The sequence below is a fragment of the Bradyrhizobium sp. genome, assembly GCF_035935975.1.
Classification (GTDB): domain Bacteria; phylum Pseudomonadota; class Alphaproteobacteria; order Rhizobiales; family Xanthobacteraceae; genus Bradyrhizobium.
This window is the reverse complement of the sequence record NZ_DASYWN010000041.1, coordinates 434,392-460,041: the sequence shown is the minus strand read 5'-3', so window position 1 is coordinate 460,041 and position 25,650 is coordinate 434,392. Positions and strand designations below refer to the sequence as shown.

Annotated in this window: 29 protein-coding genes; 12 read left to right on the top strand and 17 right to left on the bottom strand. The window is 65.2% G+C overall.

Features of this window, described 5'->3' with window-relative positions; translation table 11 throughout:
• Positions 1–162: 162 nt before the first annotated feature.
• Positions 163–567 (top strand): hypothetical protein, encoded by a 405-nt coding sequence (locus tag VGR99_RS25000; RefSeq protein WP_326902229.1) that lies wholly within the window; start codon positions 163–165, stop codon positions 565–567.
• Here the strand turns inward: VGR99_RS25000 and VGR99_RS24995 are convergent.
• From VGR99_RS24995 to VGR99_RS24985, 3 genes are all read right to left on the bottom strand, one after another.
• A complete protein-coding gene (locus tag VGR99_RS24995; protein WP_326902228.1) occupies positions 552–737 on the bottom strand; it encodes a hypothetical protein in 186 nt (61 codons plus the stop codon). The two genes, VGR99_RS25000 and VGR99_RS24995, sit on opposite strands and share 16 nt — an antisense overlap.
• 62 nt (positions 738–799) lie before the next feature.
• Positions 800–2,029: a carboxylate-amine ligase gene (locus VGR99_RS24990; RefSeq protein WP_326902227.1), complete on the bottom strand. Its 1,230-nt coding sequence runs from the start codon at positions 2,027–2,029 to the stop codon at positions 800–802.
• Positions 2,030–2,049: 20 nt separating this feature from the next.
• Entirely contained in the window at positions 2,050–2,877 is an 828-nt protein-coding gene (locus VGR99_RS24985; RefSeq protein ID WP_326902225.1) for a class II glutamine amidotransferase, read from the bottom strand.
• 197 nt (positions 2,878–3,074) lie between these two features.
• On the opposite strand from VGR99_RS24985, the gene nhaA reads away from it, so the two are divergent.
• Complete coding sequence (gene nhaA / locus VGR99_RS24980; protein ID WP_326902224.1) at positions 3,075–4,310, top strand: Na+/H+ antiporter NhaA; 1,236 nt, start codon at positions 3,075–3,077, stop codon at positions 4,308–4,310.
• 31 nt (positions 4,311–4,341) lie between these two features.
• Here the strand turns inward: nhaA and VGR99_RS24975 are convergent, their stop codons facing one another.
• From VGR99_RS24975 to VGR99_RS24960, 4 genes are all read right to left on the bottom strand, one after another.
• Positions 4,342–4,971: an FMN-binding negative transcriptional regulator gene (locus tag VGR99_RS24975; RefSeq protein ID WP_326902223.1), complete on the bottom strand. Its 630-nt coding sequence runs from the start codon at positions 4,969–4,971 to the stop codon at positions 4,342–4,344.
• A 75-nt stretch (positions 4,972–5,046) separates the two neighbouring features.
• Positions 5,047–6,501: a PLP-dependent aminotransferase family protein gene (locus VGR99_RS24970; protein ID WP_414645164.1), complete on the bottom strand. Its 1,455-nt coding sequence runs from the start codon at positions 6,499–6,501 to the stop codon at positions 5,047–5,049.
• A gap of 50 nt (positions 6,502–6,551) precedes the next feature.
• A complete protein-coding gene (locus VGR99_RS24965) occupies positions 6,552–7,148 on the bottom strand; it encodes a redoxin domain-containing protein (protein WP_326902220.1) in 597 nt (198 codons plus the stop codon).
• Positions 7,149–7,183: 35 nt separating this feature from the next.
• Entirely contained in the window at positions 7,184–8,938 is a 1,755-nt protein-coding gene (locus VGR99_RS24960; RefSeq protein WP_326902219.1) for an MOSC and FAD-binding oxidoreductase domain-containing protein, read from the bottom strand.
• Positions 8,939–9,123: 185 nt separating this feature from the next.
• On the opposite strand from VGR99_RS24960, the gene VGR99_RS24955 reads away from it, so the two are divergent.
• The 5 genes from VGR99_RS24955 (at position 9,124) to VGR99_RS24935 (ending at position 12,104) form a co-directional block, all read left to right on the top strand.
• On the top strand, positions 9,124–9,504 hold the full coding sequence (locus VGR99_RS24955) for a nuclear transport factor 2 family protein (RefSeq protein WP_326902218.1): 381 nt from the start codon (positions 9,124–9,126) through the stop codon (positions 9,502–9,504).
• 506 nt (positions 9,505–10,010) lie between these two features.
• Positions 10,011–10,472 carry a TerB family tellurite resistance protein gene (locus VGR99_RS24950; RefSeq protein WP_326902216.1) on the top strand — a complete coding sequence of 154 codons (462 nt, stop codon included), beginning with the start codon at positions 10,011–10,013 and terminating at the stop codon, positions 10,470–10,472.
• Between the two features lie 2 nt (positions 10,473–10,474).
• Positions 10,475–10,837: a hypothetical protein gene (locus tag VGR99_RS24945; RefSeq protein WP_326902214.1), complete on the top strand. Its 363-nt coding sequence runs from the start codon at positions 10,475–10,477 to the stop codon at positions 10,835–10,837.
• Positions 10,834–11,472: a TerC family protein gene (locus VGR99_RS24940; RefSeq protein ID WP_326902213.1), complete on the top strand. Its 639-nt coding sequence runs from the start codon at positions 10,834–10,836 to the stop codon at positions 11,470–11,472. Before VGR99_RS24945 ends, VGR99_RS24940 begins: the two co-directional genes overlap by 4 nt.
• 47 nt (positions 11,473–11,519) lie before the next feature.
• Positions 11,520–12,104 (top strand): TIGR00645 family protein, encoded by a 585-nt coding sequence (locus tag VGR99_RS24935; protein ID WP_326902212.1) that lies wholly within the window; start codon positions 11,520–11,522, stop codon positions 12,102–12,104.
• An 11-nt stretch (positions 12,105–12,115) separates the two neighbouring features.
• Here the strand turns inward: VGR99_RS24935 and VGR99_RS24930 are convergent, their stop codons facing one another.
• Positions 12,116–13,063, bottom strand: a complete 948-nt coding sequence (locus VGR99_RS24930; RefSeq protein WP_326902209.1) for a helix-turn-helix domain-containing protein — start codon at positions 13,061–13,063, stop codon at positions 12,116–12,118.
• A gap of 93 nt (positions 13,064–13,156) precedes the next feature.
• Positions 13,157–14,095, bottom strand: a complete 939-nt coding sequence (locus VGR99_RS24925) for a LysR family transcriptional regulator (protein ID WP_326902208.1) — start codon at positions 14,093–14,095, stop codon at positions 13,157–13,159.
• A 164-nt stretch (positions 14,096–14,259) separates the two neighbouring features.
• Here VGR99_RS24925 and VGR99_RS24920 point away from each other — a divergent pair, with 164 nt between their 5' ends.
• The gene (locus tag VGR99_RS24920) at positions 14,260–14,838 is read left to right on the top strand and encodes a hypothetical protein (protein WP_326902206.1); all 579 of its coding nucleotides are present in this window, start codon (positions 14,260–14,262) and stop codon (positions 14,836–14,838) included.
• Between the two features lie 4 nt (positions 14,839–14,842).
• On the opposite strand, the gene VGR99_RS24915 is transcribed toward VGR99_RS24920, so the two are convergent.
• Both VGR99_RS24915 and VGR99_RS24910 read right to left on the bottom strand, forming a co-directional pair.
• Positions 14,843–15,400: a DUF2478 domain-containing protein gene (locus tag VGR99_RS24915; RefSeq protein ID WP_326902205.1), complete on the bottom strand. Its 558-nt coding sequence runs from the start codon at positions 15,398–15,400 to the stop codon at positions 14,843–14,845.
• Positions 15,401–15,477: 77 nt separating this feature from the next.
• Positions 15,478–16,887: an aldehyde dehydrogenase family protein gene (locus VGR99_RS24910; protein WP_326902203.1), complete on the bottom strand. Its 1,410-nt coding sequence runs from the start codon at positions 16,885–16,887 to the stop codon at positions 15,478–15,480.
• Positions 16,888–17,068: 181 nt separating this feature from the next.
• Between VGR99_RS24910 and VGR99_RS24905 the strand changes: the two genes are divergently transcribed.
• Positions 17,069–17,443 carry a hypothetical protein gene (locus VGR99_RS24905; RefSeq protein WP_326902442.1) on the top strand — a complete coding sequence of 125 codons (375 nt, stop codon included), beginning with the start codon at positions 17,069–17,071 and terminating at the stop codon, positions 17,441–17,443.
• 5 nt (positions 17,444–17,448) lie between these two features.
• Here the strand turns inward: VGR99_RS24905 and VGR99_RS24900 are convergent, their stop codons facing one another.
• The 5 genes from VGR99_RS24900 to VGR99_RS24880 form a co-directional block, all read right to left on the bottom strand.
• Entirely contained in the window at positions 17,449–17,895 is a 447-nt protein-coding gene (locus tag VGR99_RS24900) for a hypothetical protein (RefSeq protein WP_326902202.1), read from the bottom strand.
• A gap of 13 nt (positions 17,896–17,908) precedes the next feature.
• On the bottom strand, positions 17,909–18,283 hold the full coding sequence (locus VGR99_RS24895) for a winged helix-turn-helix domain-containing protein (protein WP_326902200.1): 375 nt from the start codon (positions 18,281–18,283) through the stop codon (positions 17,909–17,911).
• A 101-nt stretch (positions 18,284–18,384) separates the two neighbouring features.
• Positions 18,385–19,173 carry a class I SAM-dependent methyltransferase gene (locus tag VGR99_RS24890; protein ID WP_326902198.1) on the bottom strand — a complete coding sequence of 263 codons (789 nt, stop codon included), beginning with the start codon at positions 19,171–19,173 and terminating at the stop codon, positions 18,385–18,387.
• Between the two features lie 13 nt (positions 19,174–19,186).
• Positions 19,187–19,927, bottom strand: coding sequence for a glutamine amidotransferase (locus VGR99_RS24885; protein ID WP_326902196.1), 741 nt, complete (start codon positions 19,925–19,927; stop codon positions 19,187–19,189).
• 125 nt (positions 19,928–20,052) lie between these two features.
• A complete protein-coding gene (locus VGR99_RS24880) occupies positions 20,053–21,135 on the bottom strand; it encodes a substrate-binding domain-containing protein (protein WP_326902194.1) in 1,083 nt (360 codons plus the stop codon).
• Between the two features lie 113 nt (positions 21,136–21,248).
• Here VGR99_RS24880 and VGR99_RS24875 point away from each other — a divergent pair, with 113 nt between their 5' ends.
• Both VGR99_RS24875 and VGR99_RS24870 read left to right on the top strand, forming a co-directional pair.
• Positions 21,249–22,733 (top strand): aldehyde dehydrogenase family protein, encoded by a 1,485-nt coding sequence (locus VGR99_RS24875; RefSeq protein WP_326902440.1) that lies wholly within the window; start codon positions 21,249–21,251, stop codon positions 22,731–22,733.
• Positions 22,734–22,940: 207 nt separating this feature from the next.
• Complete coding sequence (locus tag VGR99_RS24870) at positions 22,941–23,180, top strand: hypothetical protein (RefSeq protein WP_326902193.1); 240 nt, start codon at positions 22,941–22,943, stop codon at positions 23,178–23,180.
• 3 nt (positions 23,181–23,183) lie between these two features.
• Here VGR99_RS24870 and VGR99_RS24865 read toward each other — a convergent pair whose 3' ends face one another.
• Positions 23,184–24,080 (bottom strand): alpha/beta fold hydrolase, encoded by an 897-nt coding sequence (locus VGR99_RS24865; RefSeq protein WP_326902191.1) that lies wholly within the window; start codon positions 24,078–24,080, stop codon positions 23,184–23,186.
• A gap of 181 nt (positions 24,081–24,261) precedes the next feature.
• Between VGR99_RS24865 and VGR99_RS24860 the strand changes: the two genes are divergently transcribed.
• Entirely contained in the window at positions 24,262–25,650 is a 1,389-nt protein-coding gene (locus tag VGR99_RS24860; protein ID WP_326902190.1) for a class II 3-deoxy-7-phosphoheptulonate synthase, read from the top strand.

Here is a 25,650-nt window from a genome sequence, read left to right as displayed (position 1 = left end):
CCGGAGCCGGGCGCACGCAACCGGCTGCTCCACGCGCTGGCGGGCAGGGACGCAGGGCTTGATGTTGTCTTGCGAATTCCGGGCCAGTCGGAACCGGTCGCGCCGCACGGGCTCGTCGGCTCCTGGCACCGAGAGAAAAATCGAGATTACACCTGAGGTTAGGTGAGCCGTGTCGCCGGCTTGCCTTGCCTGTTCGAGAACCGTGCCATTCGAAAGGAGGGCTGCGTCTTGTCTAATTTATCGGCATGCGCTCTCGGAGATGTGCAGCCGCCAAAGATCGCGGAACGCAACAGGATTCGCGGGATTATGGCCCAAGGTTACCGGATGAACCGGGGTCTCAGCAGTTCCAACCAGGGAGTTTCCATGCCGGATGGCTACCGAAAGCCTCAGGAGGTCGCCCGCTATATCGCCGAGATGTGCACCGAGTTGCGCGAGATCGCGCACGGCGCCGGGCTATCGCTCCTGGCGCATCTGCTCAGCATGGTGATCTTGCAGGCCGGGAAACATTATCACGCGGATGGACGCGAGTTCGGTAAGGTGCCTGAAGCCGCTCAGTCGAACGACTGAACCGCGGCACGTTCAGGCTTGCCGATCGGGCTGTCCGCCCACTTCGCCATGTCCACCGTGCGTGCGTCGATGGTTTCGCACCAGAGGCAGTTGAACTCTGTCGAGCCTTTGCGGGTCAGGATGGGGACCAGGCCACGGCCACATCCGGTGCAATTGGTGATATGGGCCATGCGTTTCTCCAAGCCACAGCAATTTCAGAACGTTCTTATGGTTCCCAAAGCTTGTGTGGGCGCTATGTCGGCGCCCAGACGCCGTGGACAGCGGGCGCGCTCGTTCCCGAGACCGTAGATGTAGCGATCCATCGTGACACCGCTGCGATGTCGTCGCCGTTTTCGCGATAGGTGCGGAGCTGGAACTCGGCCGAGCTGCCGCGCTCGACGATGGTGCGGCAATGCTCGATCTCGGCGGCGCAATTCAGCGCGGCTGCGTCTTCGGCGGTGTCGTCGATGATCCTGGAGAGAAGCTCGGAGATCGTGACCGGCCCGTCCCTGGAGGCGAAGATGCAATCGGTGCCGTAGCGCTGGGCACGCCATTTGTTCTCGACCGCGATCGCGCGTTCGACCGCGGTGACCTCCCTCGACAGGTGCGGCCGCAGATAGAGATGGCGCGTTAGGCAGCGATAGAGCGAGGCAATGGCGACGGCGTCCTCGACGAAAGTGCAGGTATCGGGTGCACGCAATTCGAGTGTCGGATGTTTCATCGACGGGCGCATGGCCCACCAGATGTGGCTCTCGTCGGGGATCACGCCGGAGCGCTGCAACGCGCCGATATAGTCGTCGTAATCGTGCCTCGTTTCGAACAGTTCGGGCAGGCCGGTGCGCGGCAGCTCGGAATAGGCGGCGAGCCGGTAGCCCTTCAGCCCCGTCTTGTGCGAATTCCAGAACGGCGAGGATGCGGACAGCGCGATGAACAGCGGCAGATGCGGCAGCATCGCCCGCATCATCGCCATGCGCTTCTCGGGATCGGGCAATTGCACGTGCACATGCATGCCGCACATCATGTTGCGGTGGCCGATGCTGCGCAGATCCTCGATCATCTCCTCGTAGCGCGGCTTCGGGCTCGGCTGCGACATGCGCCAGATCGCGGTCGGATGGGTGCCGCAGGCCATGATGACGAAGCCGTATTGCGCGGCGACGCTGGCGACCTCGCGGCGCAGGAACCTCAGCTCTTCCCGCGCGTCATTGACATCGACGTGGACGTTGGTTGCGACCTCGAGCTGGGATTGCAGCATCTCGCGCATGGCCTGGCCGCCGGTCGACCAGTTGGCCGATTCGAACAGCGCGTTCGGTGTTTCGATCGCGACCTCGAAGCTGCGGCGATCGGCGAGGAAATATTCCTCCTCGATGCCGAAGGAATATTCCGCCGCCTTGCCGCGCCCGCCGGCGGAGCGAATGACGAGGTGCTGCTTGTCGTCGGAGGAATCCAGCCGCAGCAGTTTCAAAACGTCTTGCGAAAATGTCATCGTGCCACCCGGCGATGGTATTACCTGCGGGCAATAATCCGCCTGGCCGGAGCCGGTTCCGCCTCGGACTCACTGGAAATTGCAAGGTCGAACGGAACAATTTTCGCGCTTTCGGATGCGCGGGCGATCAGCGCGTGGTTGGGCGGCACTTCGGTCCAGTCGGTTTCCTTGTCGAACGGCTCGGACACGACGACGACCTGGCCTCCGTCCTCGCGAAAATAAAGCGTGTTGGCGGCATCGTTGACCGAGACGCGAAACGCATAGAGATCCCGGCCGTTGGCGATCGCGCTGGTGAAGCGCAGCCGCTCGCGCAGCTCGCCGTCGTTGACGAGGCCGACGAGCGACTGCAGCACGGCGCGCGTTGCGCGCAGCGGATCGTGCTCGAGGCCGGCCCCCATCATGGCGAGGAACACGGCTTCCGAATCGGTGGTGCCGAGGCGCGAGGGATAATGGGCGTCGGGGATCAGCGCCTCGACCTTTCGCCGCAGCCGGTTCCAGCTGCCGACGAATCCGTTGTGCATGAACATCCACTGGCCGCAGGCGAAGGGATGGCAGTTCTGCCGCGTCACCGCGGTGCCGGTCGCGGCGCGCACATGGGCGAAGAACAGATGCGAGCGCAGATGGCGGCAGAGATAGCGCAAGTTCTCATCCGACCAGGCCGGACGCGTCTCGCGATAGAGGCCGGGCTCGGGGTGCTCGCCATACCAGCCGAGACCAAAACCGTCGCCATTGGAGCCCGCGGTCGACTGCAGCGAGCGGATGCTTTGCGCGATCAGCGAATGCTCGGGCTCGGTGACGTAAGGCTCGAACGAGGTGGTCTCGCCCCGGTATGCGATCCAGCGGCACATGCGGGTTCCTGTCTGCGGTGGATGCGTGCTGAGACGCACCAACACGGCTGACGGGATGGTGGTTCCCGCCGAAGCGGGCAGGGCATGAGGGGTTGCCTTAATGCCCCCGCTGTGTAGAACAGCCTCCGGGTGCTCGCTGCGTTGGTGCGGCGACAGGTCAAGCGATGGTCGGGCCGCCACGCAGAATGCGTGTGCCCATGAACGACCAACTGCCCGGCAGGCACCTGCCCAAATCCGTCCCTCTCGTCGAGCGAGCGCTCACCAGTCTCCAGCATTTCCTGCACGTGGAGGCTGTCAGCGGCATCGTGCTGCTGGTGGCAGCGGCCGCCGCATTGCTGTGGGCCAACTCACCCTTCGCCCATTCGTATCACGACCTCTGGAACCTGCCGATCACGCTCCGCCTCGGCGAGTTCGTCTTCGTCCGATCGATGCATTTCTGGATCAACGACGCGTTGATGACGGTCTTCTTCCTGGTCGTCGGCATGGAGATCCGCCGCGAAATCCACGAAGGCGCGTTCAGCAGGTTCGATCAGGCGATCCTGCCGGTGCTGGCGGCCGCCGGTGGCGTCGTCGTCCCCGCGTTGATCTATCTGAGCTTCAACACCGCTGCAGGACGCGACCATGGCTGGGCGATTCCGACAGCGACGGATATTGCGTTCGCTGTGGGCGTGCTGGCGCTGCTCGGGAAGTCGATTCCGGGCAACGTCCGGGTCTTCCTGCTGGCGCTGGCCATCATCGACGACATCATCGCGGTTCTCATCATCGCGCTGTTCTACACCAGCGGGCTCGATCCCGGCGGCTTCGCCGTCGCGGCCCTCGGCGTTCTCATGGTGTTCGGTCTTCAGCGCCTCGGTTTCGGCTCCGCCTATGCCTATATCGCGCCGGCGTTCATCGTCTGGGCGGGCTTCCTCATGGCCGGGGTTCATCCGACACTGGCAGGCGTCGTGCTTGGGCTGATCACGCCGGTGCGGTCGTTGCGTCCGGAGATCGCGCCGCCCGTCGTCCGCGTCGAGACGGCACTGCATCCCTGGGTCGCCTACGCGATCATGCCGCTGTTCGCGCTGGCGAACGCCGGTGTCAGCTTCAAGGGCTTGGAGCTCGCGAGCGGGGCGCAGTTCGTGACGCTCGGTGTTGGGCTCGCCCTGTGCGCCGGCAAGCCGATCGGCGTGATCGGTGCGACGTGGCTTGCGGTGCGCACCGGCTGGTGCCGGCTGGCACCCGGCGTGACCTGGGGCGGCGTCGGCCTCATCGGGCTCCTGGCCGGCATCGGCTTCACCATGTCGATCTTCATCGCGATGCTCGCTTTCACCGACGACAAGCTGCTGGATGCGGCGAAGCTCGGCGTGCTGCTCGGCTCGCTCATCTCGGTGACATCAGGCCTTGGGTGGGGCGCCGAATACGCCCAGCGGCAGCGCAAGGCGATCGGAGACTGAGGCGATGTCCGCTGGCGCGGACACTGACACGTCAGCCCGGCATCGGGATCAGGGCCGAGGCTTCCCGGTCGTGCGGGTTGTCGCTCGCCGCAAGACCTTGCGCGACGCCGACGCGGTCGGCCTCGGGGCGGTTCTGGCTCATCTTGCGCTTGGCTTCGAACCGCGCGACGGGAATGCGCACGCCGACGATCCCGCGCAATTGCGCAGTGATGAAATCGGCGGGGGCGTCACTGACGGCCCAGGGTTTTGCACGCGCGCCTTCGTGCTTGTTGGTCAGTCGCGTGACCGCATCCAGCAGGCGCTCGGGGTCCTGGAAGAACTCGACCGGGCCATAGGCGTGCACGGCGACGTAGTTCCAGGTCGGCACGACCTTTCCGGTCTCCTGCTTGGTCGCGTACCAGGACGGCGTCACATAGGCGTCGGGCCCTGCGAAGATCGCGAGCGCATCGCCGATCGGCGGCAGCTTCCATTGCGGATTGGCCCTCGCCACGTGCCCGTACAGCACGCCGTGCTCGCCTTCGCTCTCGTCGAGGAACAGCGGCAGGGGCGTGGCCACCGGGCCCTCGCTGGTGGCCGTCACGAGGCTCGCGAGGCGCGCACCGCGAATGGTCGCGTGGATGCTCTCGATGTCGTCGTCCTTAAACGCGGGGGGAATGTACATGGCTTGTCTCCGTTCTCGGTTTCGGAGATAGCCGCAATCTGGTCTGTATGAAACGTCCAGTTTATGATGATTTTATCAGTCCAGTTCGGCAACGGCCTGGGCGAGAAGCTTGCAGCCGCGCTCGATCTGCGCGACCTCCAGCGCCGAATAACCCATGACGAGGCCGACCGTCTTCCGCGCTGGACGGGCGCCGGCGAACAGGGCCGAGACGGGATAGATGCCGACGCCCCTGGCGCGCGCCGCCTGGATCAGTGCATCCTCGCGCTTCTGCGGCAGGCCATCGAACCACGCCACCACATGCAGGCCGGCGGCGGTGCCCTCGATCCTGATGCGATCGCCGAACCGGCGGCGGAGCGCGTCGAGCAGCGCCTGCTGGCGCTCGGCGTTGCGCCGGCGCGCGCGCCTGACGTGGCTCTCATACGTGCCGCTTTCCAGCATCGCGGCAAGCGCCTGCTGCTCGATGAGCGGGGTATGCCGGTCCATGATCTGCTTGGCCGCGGCGAACAGCGATCGCAGCCCCGTGGGCATCACGAGATAGCCGATCCGCAAGGTCGGGGAGAGCGTCTTGGAGACGGTGCCGAGATAGATCACGTTGTCGCTGCCTTCGAGCGCGTGCAGCGGCGGGATCGGCTTGGTGTCGTAGCGATACTCGCTGTCGTAATCGTCCTCGATCACGTGAGCGTCGTTCTTGCGTGCCCAGGCGAGCAATTGATGCCGGCGCCCGATCGGCATGACGCCGCCGAGCGGATATTGGTGCGACGGCGTCACATAAGCGAGGCGAGCCTCGATGCCGTCGAGCTGCGCTGTCTGAAGGCCGTCCGCATCGACCGGGACTGGCACCGTCTCGGCGCCCGTCGCCGCAAAGGTGTGCCGCGCCATCTGGTAGCCGGGGTCCTCCATCACGAAGCGGTCGCCGTCATCGAGCAGCAGCCGCGCGCAGATGTCGAGGCCTTGCTGCGAGCCGTTCACGACGACGATCTGGTCGACCTCGCAGCGGATGCTGCGCGAGCGCCACAGATAAGCCTGAAGCGCGGTCCGCAGCCGCAAGGAGCCGCAGGGATCGTCATAGGCGAGCCGCTCGGGCCGGTGCGCCATCGCCGTCGTCACGGCCCGCTTCCAGGCCAGCACCGGGAAGTCCGATGATGCGAGTTCGCCATAGCGGAAATTCGCGACCAGCCTGCGCGGCGGTTCGGTCCAGCGCGGCGGGTCCTGCCGCAGCCGCTCGCCGAAGGCCGACAGCCGCACCTTGCGCGCCGGTGGGCGGGACGAGGTGCGCGTGCGTCCTCGCCCGACGACGGCGCGGGCCACGCGCGGCCGCGCGCCATGGCGTGTCTCGATGAAGCCTTCGGCGGCGAGCTGCTCATAGGCGACAGTGACGGTGGAGCGCGCCACGCCCATCTCGCTCGCCAGCGCCCGCGAGGACGGCAGCAGGCCGTCCGTCCCGTACACGAGCGCCATGATCTGATCGCGCAGCGCTTCGTAAATCTCGCGCGCGCCGACGTGGCCCGGATTGGTTCTCTTCTGCATCATCCACATTCCAGGCCGGCACCGCTTCCGACCGACGCGATTGGAATGTGTTTCTAATCCCGTTCGCCGAGCGTTTCGACGTAAGCCTTGCCGTAGGGGTAAAAATACGCCTTGCGGCCCTGGTCCCATTGCGCCTTGAAGCCGGGCGCCGTGATGTCCCAGTCCGGGCGGCAGATCATGCTAACGGCCCTGAGATCCTGGCGAAGCTCCTCGAGCGTCGGGCGACCGAAGAACCAGTAGCCGTTGTAGATCTTGTGAATGCGCAAATTCGGCTCCAGCACGATGACATGGGGAATCATCGGATTGTGGATCGGATCGGTGTATTCGGCGATGTCGAGGTCCTTCTGAATGATCCGCCTGGGATCGGACAGGAACGGCCAGTGTGCTCCCGCGCCGGTACGGTATTCATTGGTCTGGGTGATGGTGTCGGTGGTGACGGTGACCAGCCGGCAATAGCCAACCTCCATCTCGCGATGCAGCTGCACCAGCCCTTCGGTCTGGCGGCGGTCCTTCGGACAGAAGCCGCCGCGGCCGAGAACGAGCACCATGGGATCGCCTGCCTGCAGCTCCGAGAGCTTGCGGTGCTTGCCGGTGTGGTCGCTGAGCTCGTAATCCGGAAAGGTCGCTCCGGGGACCATGTCTGCGCGCATGAAACTCTCCATCTTTCGCGATGACGCGGACGCTTTCAAAGATCGATCACGATGTCGCCCTGCGGCCGTGAGCAGCAGATCAGGACATTTCCGTCCGCCGGTGCGTCGAGCGGATCGGGCTGATAGCTGACGCCGCCCGCAATGAGCCCGCTCTCGCAGTTGTGGCACACCCCCGTCCGGCATGACCAGCGCACGGGGACGTCGCAGGCTTCGGCGAGCTCGAGCAGGCTGGCGTATGACGGCCCCCAGCAGACATTGAGGCCGCTGCGCGCAAAGGACACCATGGGGCCCGGACCGGGTGCGCCGGCCGGCAGATGCGGGGGCGTCTTCGGTGAAACGGCGATGCCGGGCGTCAGCGACGGCCCGGCGCCGAATAGCTCGGTGTGGATGCGATCGCGCGCCACGCCCCAGCCGCTCAGGCCGGCCGTGAGGTCGTTCATGAAGCTGGCCGGGCCGCACAGATAGAAGTCGCTGTCGTGCGGCAAATTGAGCCGCCGAAGCAGGGGCAGATCCAGATGTCCGGCGCTGTCGAAGTCGACCTCGGGGCGATCGCCGGGATCGGGCGCGCTGTAGCAGATGTGGCTGTGATGGTGCGCGAGCCCTGCCAGCAGCGCGCGCACCTCGGCGGCGAAGGCATGTTCGCGGCCGTTGCGGGTGCCGTGCAGCCACCAGACATCTCGCGGCGATGCCTCCGCAGCGAGCGTGTGAAGCATGGCGAGCACCGGCGTCACGCCAATGCCGGCACTCAAGAGGACGACGGGCCGCGTGCTCGGCTGCAACGTGAAACTGCCGCGCGGCGCGCCGAGTTGCACGACGTCGCCAGGTTGGAGCTCATCGGCGACGTAGGTGCTGGCGACGCCATGCGTCTCGCGCTTGATGCTGAGGCGATAGGACGCCGCATCGGCGTTGCGCGACAGCGAATAGCTGCGCGTCATCGCGGGCGTGCCGGCAGGCCCGAGCCTGATGATGACGAACTGGCCGGGAAGAGCGACGGCTCCGGGATGTTCGTCCGCGGGTTCGAGGACCAGCGATGTCACGTCATTGGTTTCGGCGATCTTGCGCGCGATGCGAAATGGCCGGAAGCCGCGCCAGGCCGGAGTCGGGCTCGCCGCCGGGCCGAGCCCGGCATTTCCCGTCGCCGGATTGTCTTTCTGCGCGAGCAGTGCCTCGAACGAATGGCGCCAGCCGCGGCTCAGCGCCGGAATCCGCAGCGCGCGTTCGAGGTGGTCGCGCGGGTGAGGGGACAGGTAGAGCAGCGCGTTGATCTCGAATACGCTCATGCTTTCAGGCCCGCTGGTGATCTGCTCGATCTCGTCGCCGGCCTCGACGTCGCCTTCCTCGATCACGCGAAAATAGAAACCGGGCCGGCCGTGCTTGACCAGCAGCGCGGCCATGTCGGGCTGCTCCATGCGGATGCCGAGCCGGTAGCAGGTGACGCGCGGTTGCGTCACCTCGAACAGGGCCGAGCCGATCCTGTAACGATCTCCGATGCAGACCTCGGTGTCGGCGAGGCCCTCGACGGTGAAGTTCTCGCCGAATTGACCATGGACGAGGTGCGATCGCCCGAGATGCTCTTGCCAGTAACGGTAAGAATCGTCCTGGTAGACGAACACTGCACGATGCTCGCCGCCGTGACCGGCGGTATCGCCCTGGCCGTCACCATCGATGTTGAGCCGCCGCACCCTGCGGGGACCTTCGACGGGGGCCTTCCAGATGCCGGTATGGACCGTCCTGCCTTGCCAGGCGATGTCGCGCGGCAGGCCGACATTGACGGACAGCAGACTTGCCATGCCTTGTTCTCCGGTGTGACCAGCGAGGCGTTGCGAGCCGGCGAATTCCGGATCGCCCCGTCGTCAATCTGCATCCAGCCCGGCTCTTTGGCGCGTTAGTCGTTGTTAGACGTTGCGAGGCAGCCTTGCCGCCGGCTGTCTGTGCTCCGATCTAGAGAGCAGGAACCGCAAGGCGGGAGATTGCGATGGATGACCAGGCCAAATTGGCGGCGCTCCAGCGCCACTGGGGCGCGTCGGACGCGAACGATTTTGACGCCGAGCATGAGATTTATCACGACGACGCCGTGCTCGACTATCCGCAGTCCGGCGAGCGCATCCGCGGCCGCCGGAATATTCAGCAGAGCCGCTTCGTGCAGCCGAACAAGAAGCGCTTCACGGTACGTCGGATCGTCGGCGGCGGCGATCTCTGGGTCAGCGAATTCGTCCTGAGCTATGACGGGGTGCCGTCCTACGTCGTCAGCATCATGGAATTCCGGGGCGGGCTGGTCGCGCACGAAACGCAATATTTCGCTGATAGGTTCGAGCCGTCACCCTCGCGCGCGCATCTCGTGGAGCGGGTGGGGTAGGCGGCCACGCTGCGCTCGCAATGACGGTGTTGATGCAGGCCGCCTCAAAAAGCGACGGTCTCGTGCCCCGGACGCGGCGCAGCGCCCCCGGCGATGCGAAGCATCGTCCGGTGCGGTGCGCTGCAGAGCCGGGGCCCATGCCAGCCGCATGAAAAGACTCTGGGTCCCGGCTCTGCGCAGCAGCGTTGCACGCTGCAGCGCGTCCGGGACACGAGAGCTGTGCACGATTGCTTAACCAAACCCGTCAACACGGAACCCGATGCGGCGGCTGGTCGCAGCCTGTTCGCCTTGATTCCGACAGACCCGGCTTTAAGTCTTGGGAGAACAAGAATCCGGGCCCCTCTGGCGAGGACGCTGACAAATGTCGGCAAAACCTCGCGATGTCGGATGACCTGTCCCGCGCGAATGCGATGGATCGGCCGACCGTCGGGCCTACTCGAGTTCCTTCCGACCAGTCGTCCCCATCGCAGCTCCGCGCGGCCATTTCGCAACGTCGAGGAGCAAAGATGTCTGACGCCAAATATTCCAACCCCATCGAGATCGAGATCACCGAGCCGACCAGCCTGAACGAGCAGGCCGCGGTGGCGCTGGTCATTGCCGGCGCACTCGTCGCGGTGGCCGATCGCCGCGTGTCGCCGGTCGAGCGCGACGAGGTGATCCGCTTCATCAGGGACCGCGGATTGGCGCCGCACATCACCGACCAACGGTTGTTCGCGATGTTCGACGAACTGGCGGAACGATTGGAGGAGCCGGACTTTGCCAATGTGGTGATCGACACGCTGCGGCCGGTCTCGAACACGCCGCTCTCGGCGCATCTGATGGAGCTGTCGGAACGCGTCGCGGCTGCGGATGACGACGTGCATCCCCATGAGGTGCAGGCGATCAAGCTGCTGCGGCTGCTGACATTGGTGCTGCCGCGGGCCAAACAGGTCGGGCCGGATGCGGCGAGCACCGCCCCAAAGGAGTGAGCATGAGCACGGTATCGGACGAGCGGACGACGGGAGCCGCGGGCGACACCGGCCAGATGGCAGGGGGCGACCCGCGCCTCGACAAGCTCGTCCATCGCCTGCCGCCGCGCGTCGGCGGCACCGTCTCCTATCTGCTCAAGCCGTCCAGCCGCTGGGTGAGAATCCCCTCGGGCGCGCTGCTCGTCGTCGGCGGCGTGTTCTCGTTCCTGCCGGTACTCGGCGTCTGGATGCTGCCGCTCGGCCTCGCATTGCTCGCCGAGGACGTGCCCGCTTTGCGCTCCTCCCGTTCCAAGGTCTTCGACTGGATCGAACGGCGCAAGCCGCAATGGCTCGATCCGTCCGCAGCCAAAAATGATCAATCATGACCGAATTCATCACCGCTGATGCGCTGACCGCGCTGCTTCAAGTCGTCCTGATCGACCTCGTCCTTGCCGGCGACAATGCCGTCGTCATCGGCCTTGCCGCCGCCGGCCTGCCGGCCGAGCAGCGCCGCCGCGCCATCATCGTCGGCATCATCGCCGCGACCGCGCTGCGTATCGTCTTTGCCGGCGTCGCGACCCAGATCTTGCAGGTGATCGGCCTGCTGCTCGCCGGCGGCATATTGCTACTCTGGGTGTGCTGGAAGATGTGGCGCGAGCTGCGCGAGCAGGCGGCGCATTCCAACCAGCTTGCCTTCGGCCATGGCGGTGGCAGCAACGCTGCGCCAGCACCGCGGAAAACCTTCGGGCAGGCGGCGCTGCAGATTGTCGCAGCCGACGTGTCGATGTCGCTGGACAACGTGCTGGCGGTCGCGGGCGCCGCGCGCGAGCACCCTTACATCCTGGCCTTCGGACTGCTGCTGTCGGTCGCTCTGATGGGCGTCGCCGCCGATCTGCTCGGCCGCGTGCTGCAAAAGCAGCGCTGGATCGCCTATGTCGGTCTCGCCATCATCGTTTACGTCGCCTTCGAGATGATCTATCGGGGCTCACTCGAGCTTGCGCCCGTCATCGCGAGTCTCTGAGGCCCAATTCTTAGGCGACGCATCCTGCCTGCAATCCGGAGTGACCCATGACGTCCGAACCCAAAGCACATTCGGTCGCGGCTTCGCCGCGGCCGCAAATCGGTCCGTTCGCCCAGTTGATCTTCGGCTCGCGCTGGCTGCAGGTGCCGCTCTATGTCGGCCTTATCGTCGCCCAGGGCGTGTACGTATTCCTGTTCCTCAAGGAGCTCTGGCACCTCGTCCTGCACTCCTTCGACGCCAGCGAGCAGCAGATCATGCTGGTCGTGCTCGGACTGATCGACGTCGTCATGATCTCCAACCTGCTGGTGATGGTGATCGTGGGCGGCTACGAGACCTTCGTCTCGCGCCTGAACCTGAACGGCCATCCGGACGAACCGGAATGGCTGAGCCACGTCAATGCCAGCGTGCTGAAGATCAAGCTCGCGATGGCGATCATCGGCATCTCCTCGATCTCGCTGCTCAGAACCTTCATCGAGGCCGGCAATCTCGGCACCTCGCGCAGCAATTTCACCGAGAGCGGCGTGATGTGGCAGGTCCTGATCCATTTGACCTTCATCATCTCCGCGATCGGCATCGCCTGGGTCGACCGCCTCAGCGAGAACGGCCACCGCAAGCAGAACGCTCACCACTGATGTGCGGGGGATCAGAGACGCCGGCTGCGCGCCAGCGTCTCTGACGGTGACTCGCCAAAAGTCATCTTGTAGCCCCGCGAGAAATCGCCGAGGTGCCAGAAGCCGTTGCCGAGGGCCGCGGACTTGACGCTCAACCCCGGGCGGCCGGTCATGAGCTGCATGCGGGTCGACCACAGCCGCTTCAGACGCAGATAGTGATGCAGGCTCACGCCGTGCACCGCGTGCGTCGCGGTCTGGAGCGTGCGCACGGACGCGCCGAGCGCACGTGAGAGGTCGTCGCTGTAAAGCGGCTTGCTGCCGAACAGCGCAGCGACTTCGTCGAGATGCGCGACCAGCTTGCGGTGCTTGTCGAACGATCCGCGCCGCGCGGCCAGCCCGTCGGCCGGCACCAGAGTGTCGTCGAGGCAGGCGAGCAGCGTCTCCTGGATCGGCCGGTTTTGTGCTTCGAACTGCCGGGGGTCGGCGGCGTCCGAGGCCAGGCAAAACATGTTCAGGATCGTCGCTCGCAGGCGCGCCATGGCCACGTCATGCGAGCGAAAGAAGCCGAGCCCGCTGTCGTAATCCGCCCAGCCGCGATGGCGCATGTCCGAGTTGAACCGCATCATCAGATAGGTATTGGGTTGGCGCTCGATGCACCTTACGGGCACCCTGCCGCGCGCGACGTTCACCGTCGAATTGTCGATCTCGCGCCCATTGGTGACGGAGTGAAACGCGAACGGGATCGTGAGGCCGACGCCATGGTCGGTGCCGACATCGACCTCGAGGCGGCGGGCGAAGGCGCGCTGGAGCACGAAGAGCCCGTCCTGGAGCGGCAGGATGGCGCGGGACAGCGAGAACTCGCGCGGATGAAGCGGCGTGGAGGTGCCGAGCCCGAGCACCTCATTGGCGCGAAATTCACCGAAGTCCGAGAAGCGCTCGATGCCGAGGACTCGCGAAGGCTTGAGCCGGCTTAGCGGCATCTTGGAATCCTCGGGCGTGAGCGGATTGAATCCGCCGAAGGTAACAGACGGCCGACCGTCACCCCTATTCCGGAAAACTACTGCCAGATTTCATCACGCGGTGAACGGATACGCCGCGTTCTCGCGCCGCTCTCGCTCGCCCAATTCGCGCACCAGCTCCTGGAGAAACGACTCCGTGTAGGCCGGCAGCGTGCGCTCGGCGCGGACATAGATGCCGAGATCCGACCAGACCGGGCTGCCGGCATTGTCGAGCGGCAGGAACACGAGCTGTGCGTCGCGTGACAGCCTGTTGATGCCGAGTTGGGTCTGGAAGGCGACGCCGACGCCACGCGCGGCGAGCTCGCGCATCAGGTCGATCGAATTGGCCTGGATCGCCGGCTCCGGCGTCTCGGAGAGCTGCGCGATCAGCGGCTGGAGCAGATGATAGATCGACAGCTCCGGCAGCGCGTGGATGACGGGGAAGGCGAGACACTGCGCCAGCGTGACGGTCTTGCGGCGCGCCAGCGGATGTTCGCGCGCAACGAGGGCACCGAGGCGAAAGCGCTTCAGGGCGACCTGGCGCAGGTCCGGCGGATGCTTGAGCGCGATGGCGATGCCGATGTCGGCCTCGCCGCGGCTCAGCGCCTCCAGCACGTCCGAGGATCCCTTGACCTCGGTGGTGAAGCTGACGCGGCGCGCCCGGCCGCGATGCGAGGCGATCAGGTCCGGCAGCACCGACTCGGTGAGCGACTCGATGCAGGCAATGCTGACCGTGCCGTGCCAGGCGCCTGAGAGCGACGCCACGTCCGAGCGGAAGCGGTCGAGGTCCTGCAGCACGTTCATAACGTGGCGGGCCAGCATCTCGCCGACCGTCGTCAGCGTCAGGCCGCGCGCATTGCGCTCGAATAGAGGCGATCCAACCTCTTGTTCAAGCTTGAGAATCTGGCGGCTGACGGCCGAGGAGGCAACGTTCAGGACGCGCGCTGCGGCCCGGATCGAGCCGGTGCGGCGGACCGCGTGGAAATATTGGATGGCCGGTGAATGAAAGCGCATGGGACCCCCAACGGCGACTATAGCCGTTGCCGAAACGGCATCAACATGTACGAAATTCTCTGCTTTTCGAGAGCGCTGCTCGCCCCTAGGTTCGCCGCCGGCTCGGACGGGCCCCGGTAGGGGCCGCGCCCGGCCTTGCGCAACGATGCGCCAGGGGATTTGGGGTGGACGAGAACATCGCTTGCGAGCTGGAGCCCGGGCCGGACACCCGGCTGGTCGATCGCCGCCGCGCGGCTGCCTATGTCGGCGTGACCGCGGGGCGCTTCGAGCAATTGGTGCGCGACAATGTCGTGCCGCCGCCGGTCATGGTGGACAACAAGCGGCGCTGGCCGATCGCATTGCTCGATGTCGCGAAGGACGCGGTCGTCAGCAGCATGCCGTGCCTGCCGCCTGTGATGGCCGAAGTCACGCCGGAGGCGCGCCCCTGCGAGCGGGATCCGGCGCCGGTCGCGCACGAACTGCCTGATCAAGCCTGGTTCGAGCAGCGCGCGCGGTTCGTGCAGCGCGTGCGCCGGTCGCTGCTCTCGGGCAACGAGATCCGTCTGCTCCGCGAGTTCAAGCTGCTCAAGCAGAGCCGCATCAGCATGTTTGGCTATTACGGCAGCTTCGAAGCGCTGATGGTGCGCGGCTACATCGTCGAGATCGATCGCAAGCCGCCGTCGAGCCGGCCGCTCGTGACCTATCGCCTGACCGACCGCGGCGAGCAGGTGGTGTCGGCGCTCAAGGACGAGCCGCTGATCTGAGCCTCTATTTGAGAATCTCGCACACCGTCGGATGCTCATCGACGATCGGATGCGCGTCCTGGTCCTGGGCCGAGACAGCGTGCCACCACGCGTCCAGCGCGCCGCGATCGCAACCGAGCTTGACGCTCATGCCGCCGGCGAACTTGATCCAGTCGGCGAAGTGATCCTTGCCGACCGCGATCACCACGGGAATGTCGGCGTCGAGCGCGCGCTCGATCAGATAGGACAGGCCCTTGCCGTCGCGCTCGCGCTTGCCGAAACGATTGATGATGACGAGATCGGCGCCGTAGGCGAGGGCGTCTGCGATCCGCACTCCGGCATTCTGCAGGCGCGCGAGATCGAGCCGGCAGCCTTGCGCGGCTGGATCGAAATCCTGCGCCAGCAGCAGCTTCTCGCCGTTGTGAAGCAGGATGGCGGAGAGGCTGGAGTCGGCGCACTGGCCGGCCTGCACCATGCCGACGACGCGCGCGCCGCGCGCGTTCAGGTCGGCGGCGAACTCGCAGGACCGCGTCGGGATCCTGATGCGGTGCGTAGACGAGGGCGGCGAGGTCGCATTGCGCATCGAACATGGTCCGCCTCCGTTTCCATCACACATGAAGAAGGGGCCGCGGCGGTTCTGCCGCGGCCCCGGTTTTCAGATCAGGCCGCCGGCGGGCCGTTGATGATCTGGAGCTGGGTGAATTCGGCGAGGCCTTCCTCGGCGAACTCGGTGCCGATGCCCGACTGCTTGGCGCCGCCGAACGGAATGTGCGGGGCCATGTCGAGATGCTTGTTGATCCAGACCGTGCCTGACTCGAGCTGGGTCGCGACTTCATGCGCGCGCTTGATGTCGGACGACCAGACCGAGGCGCCGAGGCCGTAGGTGGTGGCGTTGGCACGGCGGATCACGTCGTCCTTGTCGGAATATTTGATCAGCGGCAGCACCGGACCGAACTGCTCCTCGTCGACCAGCTTCGAGCCCTCCTGGATGTCGCGCACAATGGTCGGCTCGATGAAATAGCCGGGGCGGTCCATCGCGGCGCCGCCGGCAACCACCTTGCCGTTCTTGTGCGCGTCCTCAAGGAACGCCTTCACCTTCTCGTACTGCATCTTGTTCTGCAGCGGCCCGAGCTTGGTGCCCTGCTTGGAGCCGTCGTCGACCACCGTGTTCTTGGCGATCGCGACCAGCTCGTTGCAGAGCTCGTCATAGACGGACTCGTGCACATAGAGCCGCTTGATGGCGAGGCAGACCTGGCCGGAGTTCTGGAACGCGCCTTCGAAGATCCCGGGCGCGACCTTCTTCGGATCGACGTCGTCGAGCACGATGCCGGCATCGTTGCCGCCGAGCTCGAGCGTGATGCGCTTGAGCGTCTGCGCCGCGCTCGCCATCACCTTCTGCCCCGTCGCCGTCGAGCCGGTGAAGGAGATCTTGCGGATGTCAGGGTGCTTGGTCATCTCGCCGCCGAGATCGTTGGCGTCGGTGATGAAGTTGAGCACGCCCTTCGGCACCACGTCCTTGATCAGCTCGGCAAAGCGCAAGGTCGCCAGCGGCGTGGTCGGCGCCGGCTTGACCACGAGCGTGTTGCCGGCGAGCAGCGCGGACGGCAGCTTGAAGGCGAGGATCAGAAGCGGATAGTTCCAGGGGATGATGGCGCCGACGACGCCGAGCGGGCGGCGATAGGCCTCGACCTTGCGGTCGCCGGAATTCTCGATCACCTTCATCGACAGTTCGAGCGACCCGAGATAGCGGAAGAAGGCGGCCATGCCGAGCACTTCGCCGGTCGCATCCGCCAGTGGCTTGCCTTGTTCCGAGGTGAGCAGGCGCGCAAGCTCGCCCGAATTGGCCTCGATCACGTCAGCCATCTTGATCACGACCTTGCGGCGATCTTCCATCGGCGTCGCGGCCCAGGCGGGGTAGGCGGCCTTCGCCGCGGCCACGGCCGTATCGAGCTGCGACTTCGAGGCGCGCGGGCACTGGGCCAGCACCTCTTCGGTCGCGGGATTGAGAACCGGCATGGTCATGTCGCCGGGCACCATCTTGCCGTCGATGAGAAGATTGAAGTCACTCATTGGCTTTGCGCTCCCTTGCAGAAACGGGCCGTTCGGGCCTCGTTATATCGCACTATATATCACGCTTCCGGTTGGCCGGCCATGGCGGCCGGCTCGATCAATTCCAGAAAAGCGGGCTGGACGCGGGTGGACATATCGATATATCGTGATGGATATAGCGAATTGGGTTCCGGGACTGGCGATGGAAATCAAGGTGAGGCAGCTCACGACCTGCGAGGTGGCCCCCGACGGCGGCGCGATCTCGCTGGGCTTCGAGGACGTGGCGGGCAATCCCGCGGCCGTCAGCGTCTCGCTCAACCAGGTCGGCGCGCTGATCATGACGCTTCCGGGATTGCTGGAGGCGGCGCTCAAGGCCCGCTACGGCGATCAGAGCCTGCGCTACGCCTATCCGCTGGCATCCTGGGCGATCGAGCAGTCGACCGACACGACCCAGCGCATCATCACGCTCCAGACCGAGGACGGCTTCAAGGTCCGCTTTGCGATTCCGAGGGACGAGCAGAGCCTGCTGGGTGAAGCGCTGACCCAGCCGATGCCGGAAATGGTGCGGCCGAACTAGGCGGCTTAATCGGCCTTCGCGCGTTCAATTTCGCTCAAATAAGCGGCCCACTCGAATTCAAAGGGTCCGAGGTCGAGCTTAGAGGCCGCATCAAATCCATTTTCATACGCGAAATCAGACCACTGAACACCGCGCTCGGTTCGCGAAACACGAGCGGTAATGGCGCCACAAGCGACGTCGCCACACTCCGGGCAGACAAACAGAGCCACACGGTGCCCGCCGATAGGCACATCCGAAGTCAGCATAGCAGCCGTTCTTTGATTGACCCGCTGAGCTATCTCTCGTTCGAACAAAGGATTCGAGAGAGAGCCGCACATATCGTATTTGATAGCCTGGGTGGCTTCGAAGAGAGACGCCCCATTGACGACGAAATCAAACGAGTGCCGCTCCCGCTTCTGCGGATTTGCGCTATCGATCCGATGAAGGGCCACAAGCCCTATCTGATCCGCCAACTCAGCAATCCGTTCACGATTTGCGGGAACGGGCGATGTCGCTCTTGAGCGCTTCCAGTTCCTTGTGCACGGCGCGGGCGGCGTCGCGCTCGATCTTGCGGTAGCGGGCGACGAGTTTTTCGCCGAAGGGGGTGAGCATCGCGCCGCCGCCGTTCTTGCCGCCGGCCTGCGGCTCGACCACGGGGTTTCCGCAGATGCGGTTGACCTCGTCCACGAGGTCCCAGGCGCGCTTGTAGGACATGTCCATGGCGCGGCCGGCCGCCGAGATCGAGCCTTGCTCGCGGATCTGCTCCAACAGCTCGATCTTGCCGGGCCCGATCCGATCCTCGTTGTCGAGGTCGATCCGAAGGCTCAGTTGGGGAAGCGATTTGGCGCTCGCGCGCGACATGTTCGGATCTCTCGGGGCAATGGCGGCAGATTGCCACTCTTGCCTGTCGCGGACAAGGTGAAGCGGGCCGATATCCGGAATGCATCCGGCGCTGGGCGCGATCAGATATGATTCACGATCAGCTTGAGCGAGCCGGCGAAGGATGGCCGCTGCCGATAGTACCCGTAGCGCGCATCCCACCGGCCCGATGCGAGGTCGTTGCCGAGCCGGTCCTCGAAACGCCTGACAACGTCCTCGGCAACGAAGCTCCAGGCCGAGCAGGCGAGCCGCGCGGCCGGATCGAGCAGCATCTCGGGGCGGCCGTAATAGGCCTCGTTGAAGCCGTCGGTGCAATCAAGCGGGATCGGGACCGGCAGCACGTCGGTGGTGCCCCCTAACCCTTCCGCGATCGCCGGGATCGCGGGATACCTGACAGCCTCGACTGCGATCACCTCCGGGCAATAGGTATTGAGCCAGAAGCGATCGAGCTCGTCGGGGTCGCAGGTCATGATCGCGATCGGGCCGCGCGTCACCCGCCGCATTTCGGAGAGGCCCGCGCTCAGGTTCTTCCACTGATGCACCGAGAAGGTGGACATGGCAGCGCCGAACGTGGCGTCGGCGAAAGGCAGCTTTTCCGCGACCGCATCGATCGCTGGAGGCAGATGCGCCGGCCGCTGGGCGCGCATCGATTGCGACGGCTCGACCGGCGTCACCGTGCGGCCGACCGGCTCATAGGAGCCAGCGCCCGCGCCGACATTGAGGACCGTGCGGGCCTCGCTGAGCGCCGCGTCGATCAACTCCGCGATGCGCGGGTCGGGCCGGCGGAAGTTTGCGTAGCCCTTGCCGATCGTGCCGTAATTGGCATCGCCGGCGCTGCCGTCCCGGTGGCGTGGTGCGTTGTCCTGCATCATGAAGACTCTGCCCTTACCTTGCTTGCGCGGTCGTGCTTATTGCGGTGTCGAGCTGGCTCAGCCAGCTCGTGAAGATGCGGTCGGCTTGGCGCGCGACGATCTTCGAAACTTCTGCCGTCTTTGCTCGCAGCTCCCGCACCGAAATCCTGGCGGATGCAAGCTCGACGGCGTGGCCGACATACCATTCCTCGAGCTGCCGCGGGTCGGCCTCGAGGTGAAACTGCAGCGCCAGCGCATTGTTGCCGAAGGCGAAGGCCTGGTTCTCGTAATTGCCGTTCGAGGCGAGCCGCACGGCATGATCCGGCAGATCGAAGGTGTCGCCGTGCCAGTGCAGGACCGGCGATCCCGCGCCGAGCGGCATCAGGCTGGAGGCGCGGCCGGCATCCGGCAGCGCCACCGATCCCCAGCCGATCTCCTTGACGCCGCCGGCATAAACGCGCGCGCCGAGCGCCTTTGCCATGAGCTGCGCGCCAAGGCAGATGCCGAGAGTCGGCAGGCCCTGCGCGAGGCGGCGCTCCAGCAGGTCAATTTCGCGTATGAGGAACGGATAACTATCCGTCTCGTACACGCCGATCGGGCCGCCAAGCACGATCAGGAGGTCGGCATCCCGGATCGAGGAATGGCCGAGATCGTCGACCGGCGCCTCGCAGAACGACACGTTCCAGCCCTCGCGCTCCATGATCGGGGCGAGCAGGCCGAGATCCTCGAAGGCGACGTGACGAAGCGCGACGGCCGATCGGCGGCGTTGAAACATCCACAAAACCCTGTTGCGCGGCGCCATCCGGTATCCGCTATATTCGAGTTGATATAACGTATGCCGGGCCTCGTCCAGCCGGTTGCGCGGACGGCTTGTCCAGCATGCATGCCCCGCATGCGGCATCACCGCACGGCGTGCATCTCCAGGAATGCCTTCACGCCGGTGACTTCGCCCGTGTCCGATGCCGTGTAGCCGGGCAGGGTGGCGATCGCCGCGCGAAAATCGTGACTGCGGATGATCTCGAGGATGCGCCGCATCGGCTCCGTCTCGAGAAAGGCGCGCTTGCAGACGAAGAAATAGTCCTCGGTCAGAATCCGGATGAAATCGAGTCCGAACTGGCGGGCGGCCGCCTCGACGCCGAAGCACGCGTCGGCCATGCCACTGGCGACATAGGCGGCAACCGCTGCGTGGGTGAACTCGATCTGCTGTGCGCCGTTGATCCTGCTCTCGTCGATCCCATTCGCGGCGAGCAACTGGTCGAACAACAGGCGCGTGCCGGAATCGTTGTCGCGGTTGACGAAGCGGACCTTTGGTTTGGTAAGGTCGTCGAGCGAAGCGATCCGCAGCGGATTGCCGCGCGCGACCATCAGGCCCATCTCGCGGGTGACGAAACTGATGATGCGGTCCTCGCGCGGATCGAGCCATTCGCGCGCCGCCTTGATGCCTTGCGCCCGCAGCGCGCCGTGCGGCAGATGCAGGCCGGAGAGGTCGCAGGCGCCTTGCGCCAGCGACACCAGCGAATGCTGGTTGCTGACATAGCGCAGATCGACGCCGATGCCGGGCTCGCGGTCGAGAAATTCGCGCAGCTTGGCCACCGCAAAGCCATGGCTGGCATGGACGCGGATCACGGACGGCCGCTGTTCGAGGAACGGCTTGATCTCGCTCGCGAGCTCCTGCGCGAGGTTCTCGAGCTGCGGCCCGAGCCGGGCCTGCATGCGCTCGCCGGCCCACACCAAGCGCTCGCCGAACTGTGTGAGCTTCGAGCCCTTGCCGCGCTGGGTCTCGACCAGAGGCGTTCCGAAGAACTCCGACCATTGCTCGATCAGATTCCAGACATGCCGGTAGGACAAATGCGCGTCGCTGGCCGCGCTCGTGATCTTTCCGGTCTTCCGGATCTCATTGAGCACGCCGAGCATGATGACGGCGGTGCGCGGGCTGCCCTCCCGGCGAAACCGCCAGACGGCCTCGATCTCGATCTGGAGCATCGGCCTTCCTTATGAACTGCGCTTCATATATCGGACGTCCATTTGCAAACCATATCATATTTACTCCAGCCAATAGGCGCTTAGTCTGGTATACCAGAACAGGAGGAAATATGATGTCTGTTGCATATGACTTTGCGCATTCGCCGGCGACCGAGTTCATGGCCCGGCCGCAGCATCTCCTAATCGACGGCCGCCGCGTCCCCGCCGGTTCCGGCCGCACCTTCAAATCCCTCAATCCCGCCACCGGACAGGTCATCGCCACCATCGCCGAAGGCGGCGAGGCCGATGTCGAGCTTGCCGTGGCCGCCGCGCGCCGGGCGTTCGAAGGCCCGTGGCGCACGATACGCGCCTCCGAGCGTGGCCAGATCCTGATGCGCTGGGCCGACCTGCTCAAGCGCAACGCCGACGAGATCATCGAGCTGGAGTCGATCGACGCCGGCAAGCCGATCTCGGCGACAATGCGCCAGGACTTTCCGGCCGCGGTCGACACGCTGATCTATTACGCCGGCTGGGCCGACAAGATCAGCGGCGACGTCGTGCCGGTGCGTGACGATGCCCTGACCTATACCGTGCGCGAGCCGGTCGGCGTGGTCGCGGCGATCGTGCCGTGGAATTTCCCGCTGATGATCGGCATGTGGAAGCTTGCGCCTGCGCTCGCCTGCGGCTGCACCATCGTGATGAAGCCGGCTGAATTGACCTCGCTGTCGGCGCTGCGCATTGCCGAGCTTGCGCTAGAAGCGGGGCTGCCGGCGGGCGTCTTCAACGTCGTGACGGGACCCGGCCGCGTCGTCGGCGACGCGCTGGTCAATCACCCCGACGTGGACAAGGTCACCTTCACCGGTTCGCCCGGTGTGGGCCGCGGAATCATGAAGGGCGCGGCCAGCAACTTCAAGCGCGTCTCGCTCGAGCTCGGCGGCAAGTCGGCCAACGTGATTTTCGACGACGCCGACCTCGAAGCCGCCAGCAAGGCTGCGGCCTCCGGCATCTTCTTCAATGCCGGCCAGGTCTGCTCGGCCGGCTCCCGCGTGCTGGTACAGGAGAAGGCCTATGACGAGGTCGTCGAGCGGCTCGCCGCGCGCGCCAAGTCGATCAGAATCGGCGATCCGCTGGACCGCAAGACTGCGCTCGGCCCTGTCATCTCCGAGAAGCAGATGAAGTCGATCCTCGACTATGTCGATATCGGGCAGAAGGAAGGCGCGAGGCTCGTCACCGGCGGCGAACGCATCGGCGAGCGCGGCTATTTCATCAGCCCGACCGTCTTCGCCGATGTCGCGCACGAGATGCGGATCTCGCAGGAGGAGATCTTCGGCCCGGTCGTCAGCGTCATCAAGTTCAGGGACGAGGCCGATGCGCTGCGTATCGCCAACGGCACGGCCTACAGCCTCGCCGCCGGCGTCTGGAGCCGCGATATCGGCAAGCTGCAGCGCTTCGCCAAGCGGGCGCGCGCCGGCACGGTCTGGATGAACACCTATGGCTACACCGACGTGCGCCTTCCCTGGGGCGGCGAGCGCGACTCCGGCCTCGGCCGCGAACACGGCACCGCCGCGATCGACAATTTCACCGAGCCCAAGGCCGTGTGGATGAATCTGGCCGTCTGATAACCTCCCGATCGGCCAATCCTGGGCCCGCCTGATCCGGTCAGGCGGGCTCTTTTTTATGATCGATAAAATTGTCTGTAATCCGCTCAGCGGTGGCAAACCCTGCGGACAAGAAGGCCGTGGCCATAAACCTCGGCTTTGGAACCGGCATGCATCCTCACCGCAAAAGGTTGGGGCATTGTTATGTCAATTTTCAAGGAGATCGTCGTGGCGGTCGTGGGAGTCTATGCACTCCTGTTCGTCTGCGACGCATTGTTCGGCGTCGCCGAGACGCGCTTCGATGATTCCTATTACAGCGCCAGCTTCTACGCACCGAAGCCGAAGGAATTCCGCTTCGCCGACGGCACCACGCCGGCCGCACGCGTCAGCGATGCCTTCGCACAGTTTTCGGCCGGCGAAGCCAAACCCAACAAGCGCTACTCGTCGTTGACCACGATCATCCGGTAAGCCTCACTCGCCCTGGATCCATTCCGCCACGCCGCGCCAGAGCGTGTCGCGGTGATCGGGGCGGAAGAAGCCGAAATGGCCGATTGCCTTGGCGCCGACGTCTGATGGTTTCACCGTCAGCACCTCCGGCTTGGTCGCGGTGAAGCCGCTCGTGAGCAGTTCGACGGCGGGCCGCGTCGCCCAGGGATCGTCGGAGAAGCAGAGCGCGCGCAGCTCGCCCTTGAAGTTGGCGAAATTCTCCAGCGCCGGCAGCTTTGAATCGAACAGATAGCGCGGGCTCGACACCCAATCCGCCCATTGCAGGAACACGCCCTTGGGCAGGTCCTCGCCGATGCCGGCCCAGCCGGGCGCATAGCCGAGCGCGTGGACCAGCGGCACGCCGACAAAATTCATGAAGGCGTAGATGCGGTATTTTTCCGGTGAGGTCATCAGCCGCCAGGTCGCGGCCTGCGAGGCCACGAATGCGGCGCGCGCGATCTCATTGTTGTTCGCGATCAGCCCCAGCGCCTGGCCGCCATAGGAGTGGCCGACATAAGCGAGCGGCAGGCCATGATAGCGCTCACGCATCCAGCGCACCGCGGCGGTGACGTCGAGCGCGGCCCAGTCCGACATCGAGGCCTTGAAGCCGACCAGCGATTTCGGCTGGTTGTAGCCGACCATCGCGGGCAGGCGGGAGCCGCCGATGCCGCGATAGTCGTAGGTCAGCACCGCGCAGCCGCGATGGGCGAGGTAGGAGGCAAAGCCGCGATAGATCTTTCGCGGGACGGCTGTCGCCGAATTGATCAGCACGGCATGGCGCTTGGTCCCCCGTGGCAGGAACAGGGTGCCGCTCAGCGCATACCCGTCGGTCGCCGGGAAGCTGATCTCGTCGATGAAAACGTCGTCGCGCGCCGCGTCCATGGACGGAAGGTGTCCTGCCAGTTTCTTGCCTATCCTTAGCAAATGCGAATTTGGCTTTACCCGCAAGGGTTTGCAGTGCGAAAGGGATTTACAACTAGCGATGTCGCTTTAGCCTGTGTATAAGGCGGCCCTCTCAACCCACAGATCAGGTTGTGCTTTTTTGCTTCACGGAGAGATTGCGATGTCCGAGCGGTGGACGCCCGAGTCCTGGCGCAGCAAGCCGGTGCTACAGGTGCCCGAATATCCCGACGCCAAGGCCCTGGCCGACGTCGAGGCGCAGCTTGCGACCTTTCCGCCGCTGGTGTTCGCGGGCGAGGCGCGCAATCTGAAAAAGGCCCTGGGCCGGGTTGCGACCGGCGAGGCCTTCCTGCTCCAGGGCGGCGACTGCGCCGAGAGCTTTGCCGAGCATGGCGCCAACAACATCCGCGACTTCTTCCGCGTGCTGCTGCAGATGGCGGTGGTGCTGACCTATGCCGGCGCCGTGCCGGTGGTGAAGGTCGGCCGCATCGCCGGCCAGTTCGCCAAGCCGCGTTCCTCGCCGACCGAGAAGCTGAACGGCATCGAGCTGCCGAGCTATCGCGGCGACATCGTCAACGACATCGCCTTCACCAAGGAAGCGCGGGTGCCGGATCCGCAGCGCCAGCTGATGGCCTATCGCCAGTCGGCCGCGACGCTGAACCTGCTCCGCGCCTTTGCCACCGGCGGCTACGCCAATCTCGGCAGCGTGCATGAATGGATGCTCGGCTTCCTGAAGGACAGCCCGCAATCCCGCCGCTACAAGGAGCTGGCCGACCGCATCTCCGACGCGCTCAACTTCATGCGCGCGTGCGGCCTCGATCTGGAGAGCCATCCCGAGCTGCGCGCCACCGATTTCTACACCAGCCATGAGGCACTGCTGCTCGGCTACGAGCAGGCCATGACCCGCGTCGATTCCACGACCGGCGACTGGTATGCGACCTCGGGCCACATGATCTGGATCGGCGATCGCACCCGCCAGCTCGATCACGGCCACATCGAATATTTCCGCGGCATCAAGAACCCGATCGGTCTGAAGTGCGGCCCGTCGCTCAAGCCCGACGAGCTCCTGAGGCTGATCGACGTGCTCAATCCCGACAACGAGCCGGGCCGCCTGACGCTGATCGGCCGCTTCGGCTCGGACAAGGTCGGCGAGCATCTGCCGAACATGGTCCGCGCGGTGAAGCGCGAGGGCAGGGTGGTGGTCTGGTCGTGCGATCCCATGCACGGCAACACCATCACCTCGACGTCCGGCTACAAGACGCGGCCGTTCGACCGTATCCTGTCCGAAGTGAAGTCGTTCTTCGCGATCCATGCCGCCGAAGGCACCCATGCCGGCGGCGTGCATCTGGAGATGACCGGCAAGGACGTCACCGAGTGTCTCGGCGGCGCCCGCGCGATCACGGACGAGGATCTCAACGACCGCTATCACACGGTCTGCGATCCCCGCCTCAACGCCGAGCAATCCATCGATATGGCTTTCCTGGTCGCCGAGCTGCTCAAACAGGAACGCGCCGGCAAGGTCAAGCCGATGCCGGCCGCAGCGGGGCTCTAG

What these genes read in the sequence shown, in the direction of transcription:
- VGR99_RS24995 (WP_326902228.1), bottom strand. Translation starts at nt 737, where the DNA reads ATGGCCCATATCACCAATTGCACCGGATGTGGCCGTGGCCTGGTCCCC.
- VGR99_RS24990 (WP_326902227.1), bottom strand. Translation starts at nt 2,029, where the DNA reads ATGACATTTTCGCAAGACGTTTTGAAACTGCTGCGGCTGGATTCCTCC.
- VGR99_RS24985 (WP_326902225.1), bottom strand. Translation starts at nt 2,877, where the DNA reads ATGTGCCGCTGGATCGCATACCGGGGCGAGACCACCTCGTTCGAGCCT.
- nhaA (WP_326902224.1), top strand. Translation starts at nt 3,075, where the DNA reads ATGAACGACCAACTGCCCGGCAGGCACCTGCCCAAATCCGTCCCTCTC.
- VGR99_RS24975 (WP_326902223.1), bottom strand. Translation starts at nt 4,971, where the DNA reads ATGTACATTCCCCCCGCGTTTAAGGACGACGACATCGAGAGCATCCAC.
- VGR99_RS24970 (WP_414645164.1), bottom strand. Translation starts at nt 6,501, where the DNA reads ATGATGCAGAAGAGAACCAATCCGGGCCACGTCGGCGCGCGCGAGATT.
- VGR99_RS24965 (WP_326902220.1), bottom strand. Translation starts at nt 7,148, where the DNA reads ATGCGCGCAGACATGGTCCCCGGAGCGACCTTTCCGGATTACGAGCTC.
- VGR99_RS24960 (WP_326902219.1), bottom strand. Translation starts at nt 8,938, where the DNA reads ATGGCAAGTCTGCTGTCCGTCAATGTCGGCCTGCCGCGCGACATCGCC.
- VGR99_RS24955 (WP_326902218.1), top strand. Translation starts at nt 9,124, where the DNA reads ATGGATGACCAGGCCAAATTGGCGGCGCTCCAGCGCCACTGGGGCGCG.
- VGR99_RS24950 (WP_326902216.1), top strand. Translation starts at nt 10,011, where the DNA reads ATGTCTGACGCCAAATATTCCAACCCCATCGAGATCGAGATCACCGAG.
- VGR99_RS24945 (WP_326902214.1), top strand. Translation starts at nt 10,475, where the DNA reads ATGAGCACGGTATCGGACGAGCGGACGACGGGAGCCGCGGGCGACACC.
- VGR99_RS24940 (WP_326902213.1), top strand. Translation starts at nt 10,834, where the DNA reads ATGACCGAATTCATCACCGCTGATGCGCTGACCGCGCTGCTTCAAGTC.
- VGR99_RS24935 (WP_326902212.1), top strand. Translation starts at nt 11,520, where the DNA reads ATGACGTCCGAACCCAAAGCACATTCGGTCGCGGCTTCGCCGCGGCCG.
- VGR99_RS24930 (WP_326902209.1), bottom strand. Translation starts at nt 13,063, where the DNA reads ATGCCGCTAAGCCGGCTCAAGCCTTCGCGAGTCCTCGGCATCGAGCGC.
- VGR99_RS24925 (WP_326902208.1), bottom strand. Translation starts at nt 14,095, where the DNA reads ATGCGCTTTCATTCACCGGCCATCCAATATTTCCACGCGGTCCGCCGC.
- VGR99_RS24915 (WP_326902205.1), bottom strand. Translation starts at nt 15,400, where the DNA reads ATGCGCAATGCGACCTCGCCGCCCTCGTCTACGCACCGCATCAGGATC.
- VGR99_RS24910 (WP_326902203.1), bottom strand. Translation starts at nt 16,887, where the DNA reads ATGAGTGACTTCAATCTTCTCATCGACGGCAAGATGGTGCCCGGCGAC.
- VGR99_RS24905 (WP_326902442.1), top strand. Translation starts at nt 17,069, where the DNA reads ATGGAAATCAAGGTGAGGCAGCTCACGACCTGCGAGGTGGCCCCCGAC.
- VGR99_RS24895 (WP_326902200.1), bottom strand. Translation starts at nt 18,283, where the DNA reads ATGTCGCGCGCGAGCGCCAAATCGCTTCCCCAACTGAGCCTTCGGATC.
- VGR99_RS24890 (WP_326902198.1), bottom strand. Translation starts at nt 19,173, where the DNA reads ATGATGCAGGACAACGCACCACGCCACCGGGACGGCAGCGCCGGCGAT.
- VGR99_RS24885 (WP_326902196.1), bottom strand. Translation starts at nt 19,927, where the DNA reads ATGTTTCAACGCCGCCGATCGGCCGTCGCGCTTCGTCACGTCGCCTTC.
- VGR99_RS24880 (WP_326902194.1), bottom strand. Translation starts at nt 21,135, where the DNA reads ATGCTCCAGATCGAGATCGAGGCCGTCTGGCGGTTTCGCCGGGAGGGC.
- VGR99_RS24875 (WP_326902440.1), top strand. Translation starts at nt 21,249, where the DNA reads ATGTCTGTTGCATATGACTTTGCGCATTCGCCGGCGACCGAGTTCATG.
- VGR99_RS24865 (WP_326902191.1), bottom strand. Translation starts at nt 24,080, where the DNA reads ATGGACGCGGCGCGCGACGACGTTTTCATCGACGAGATCAGCTTCCCG.
- VGR99_RS24860 (WP_326902190.1), top strand. Translation starts at nt 24,262, where the DNA reads ATGTCCGAGCGGTGGACGCCCGAGTCCTGGCGCAGCAAGCCGGTGCTA.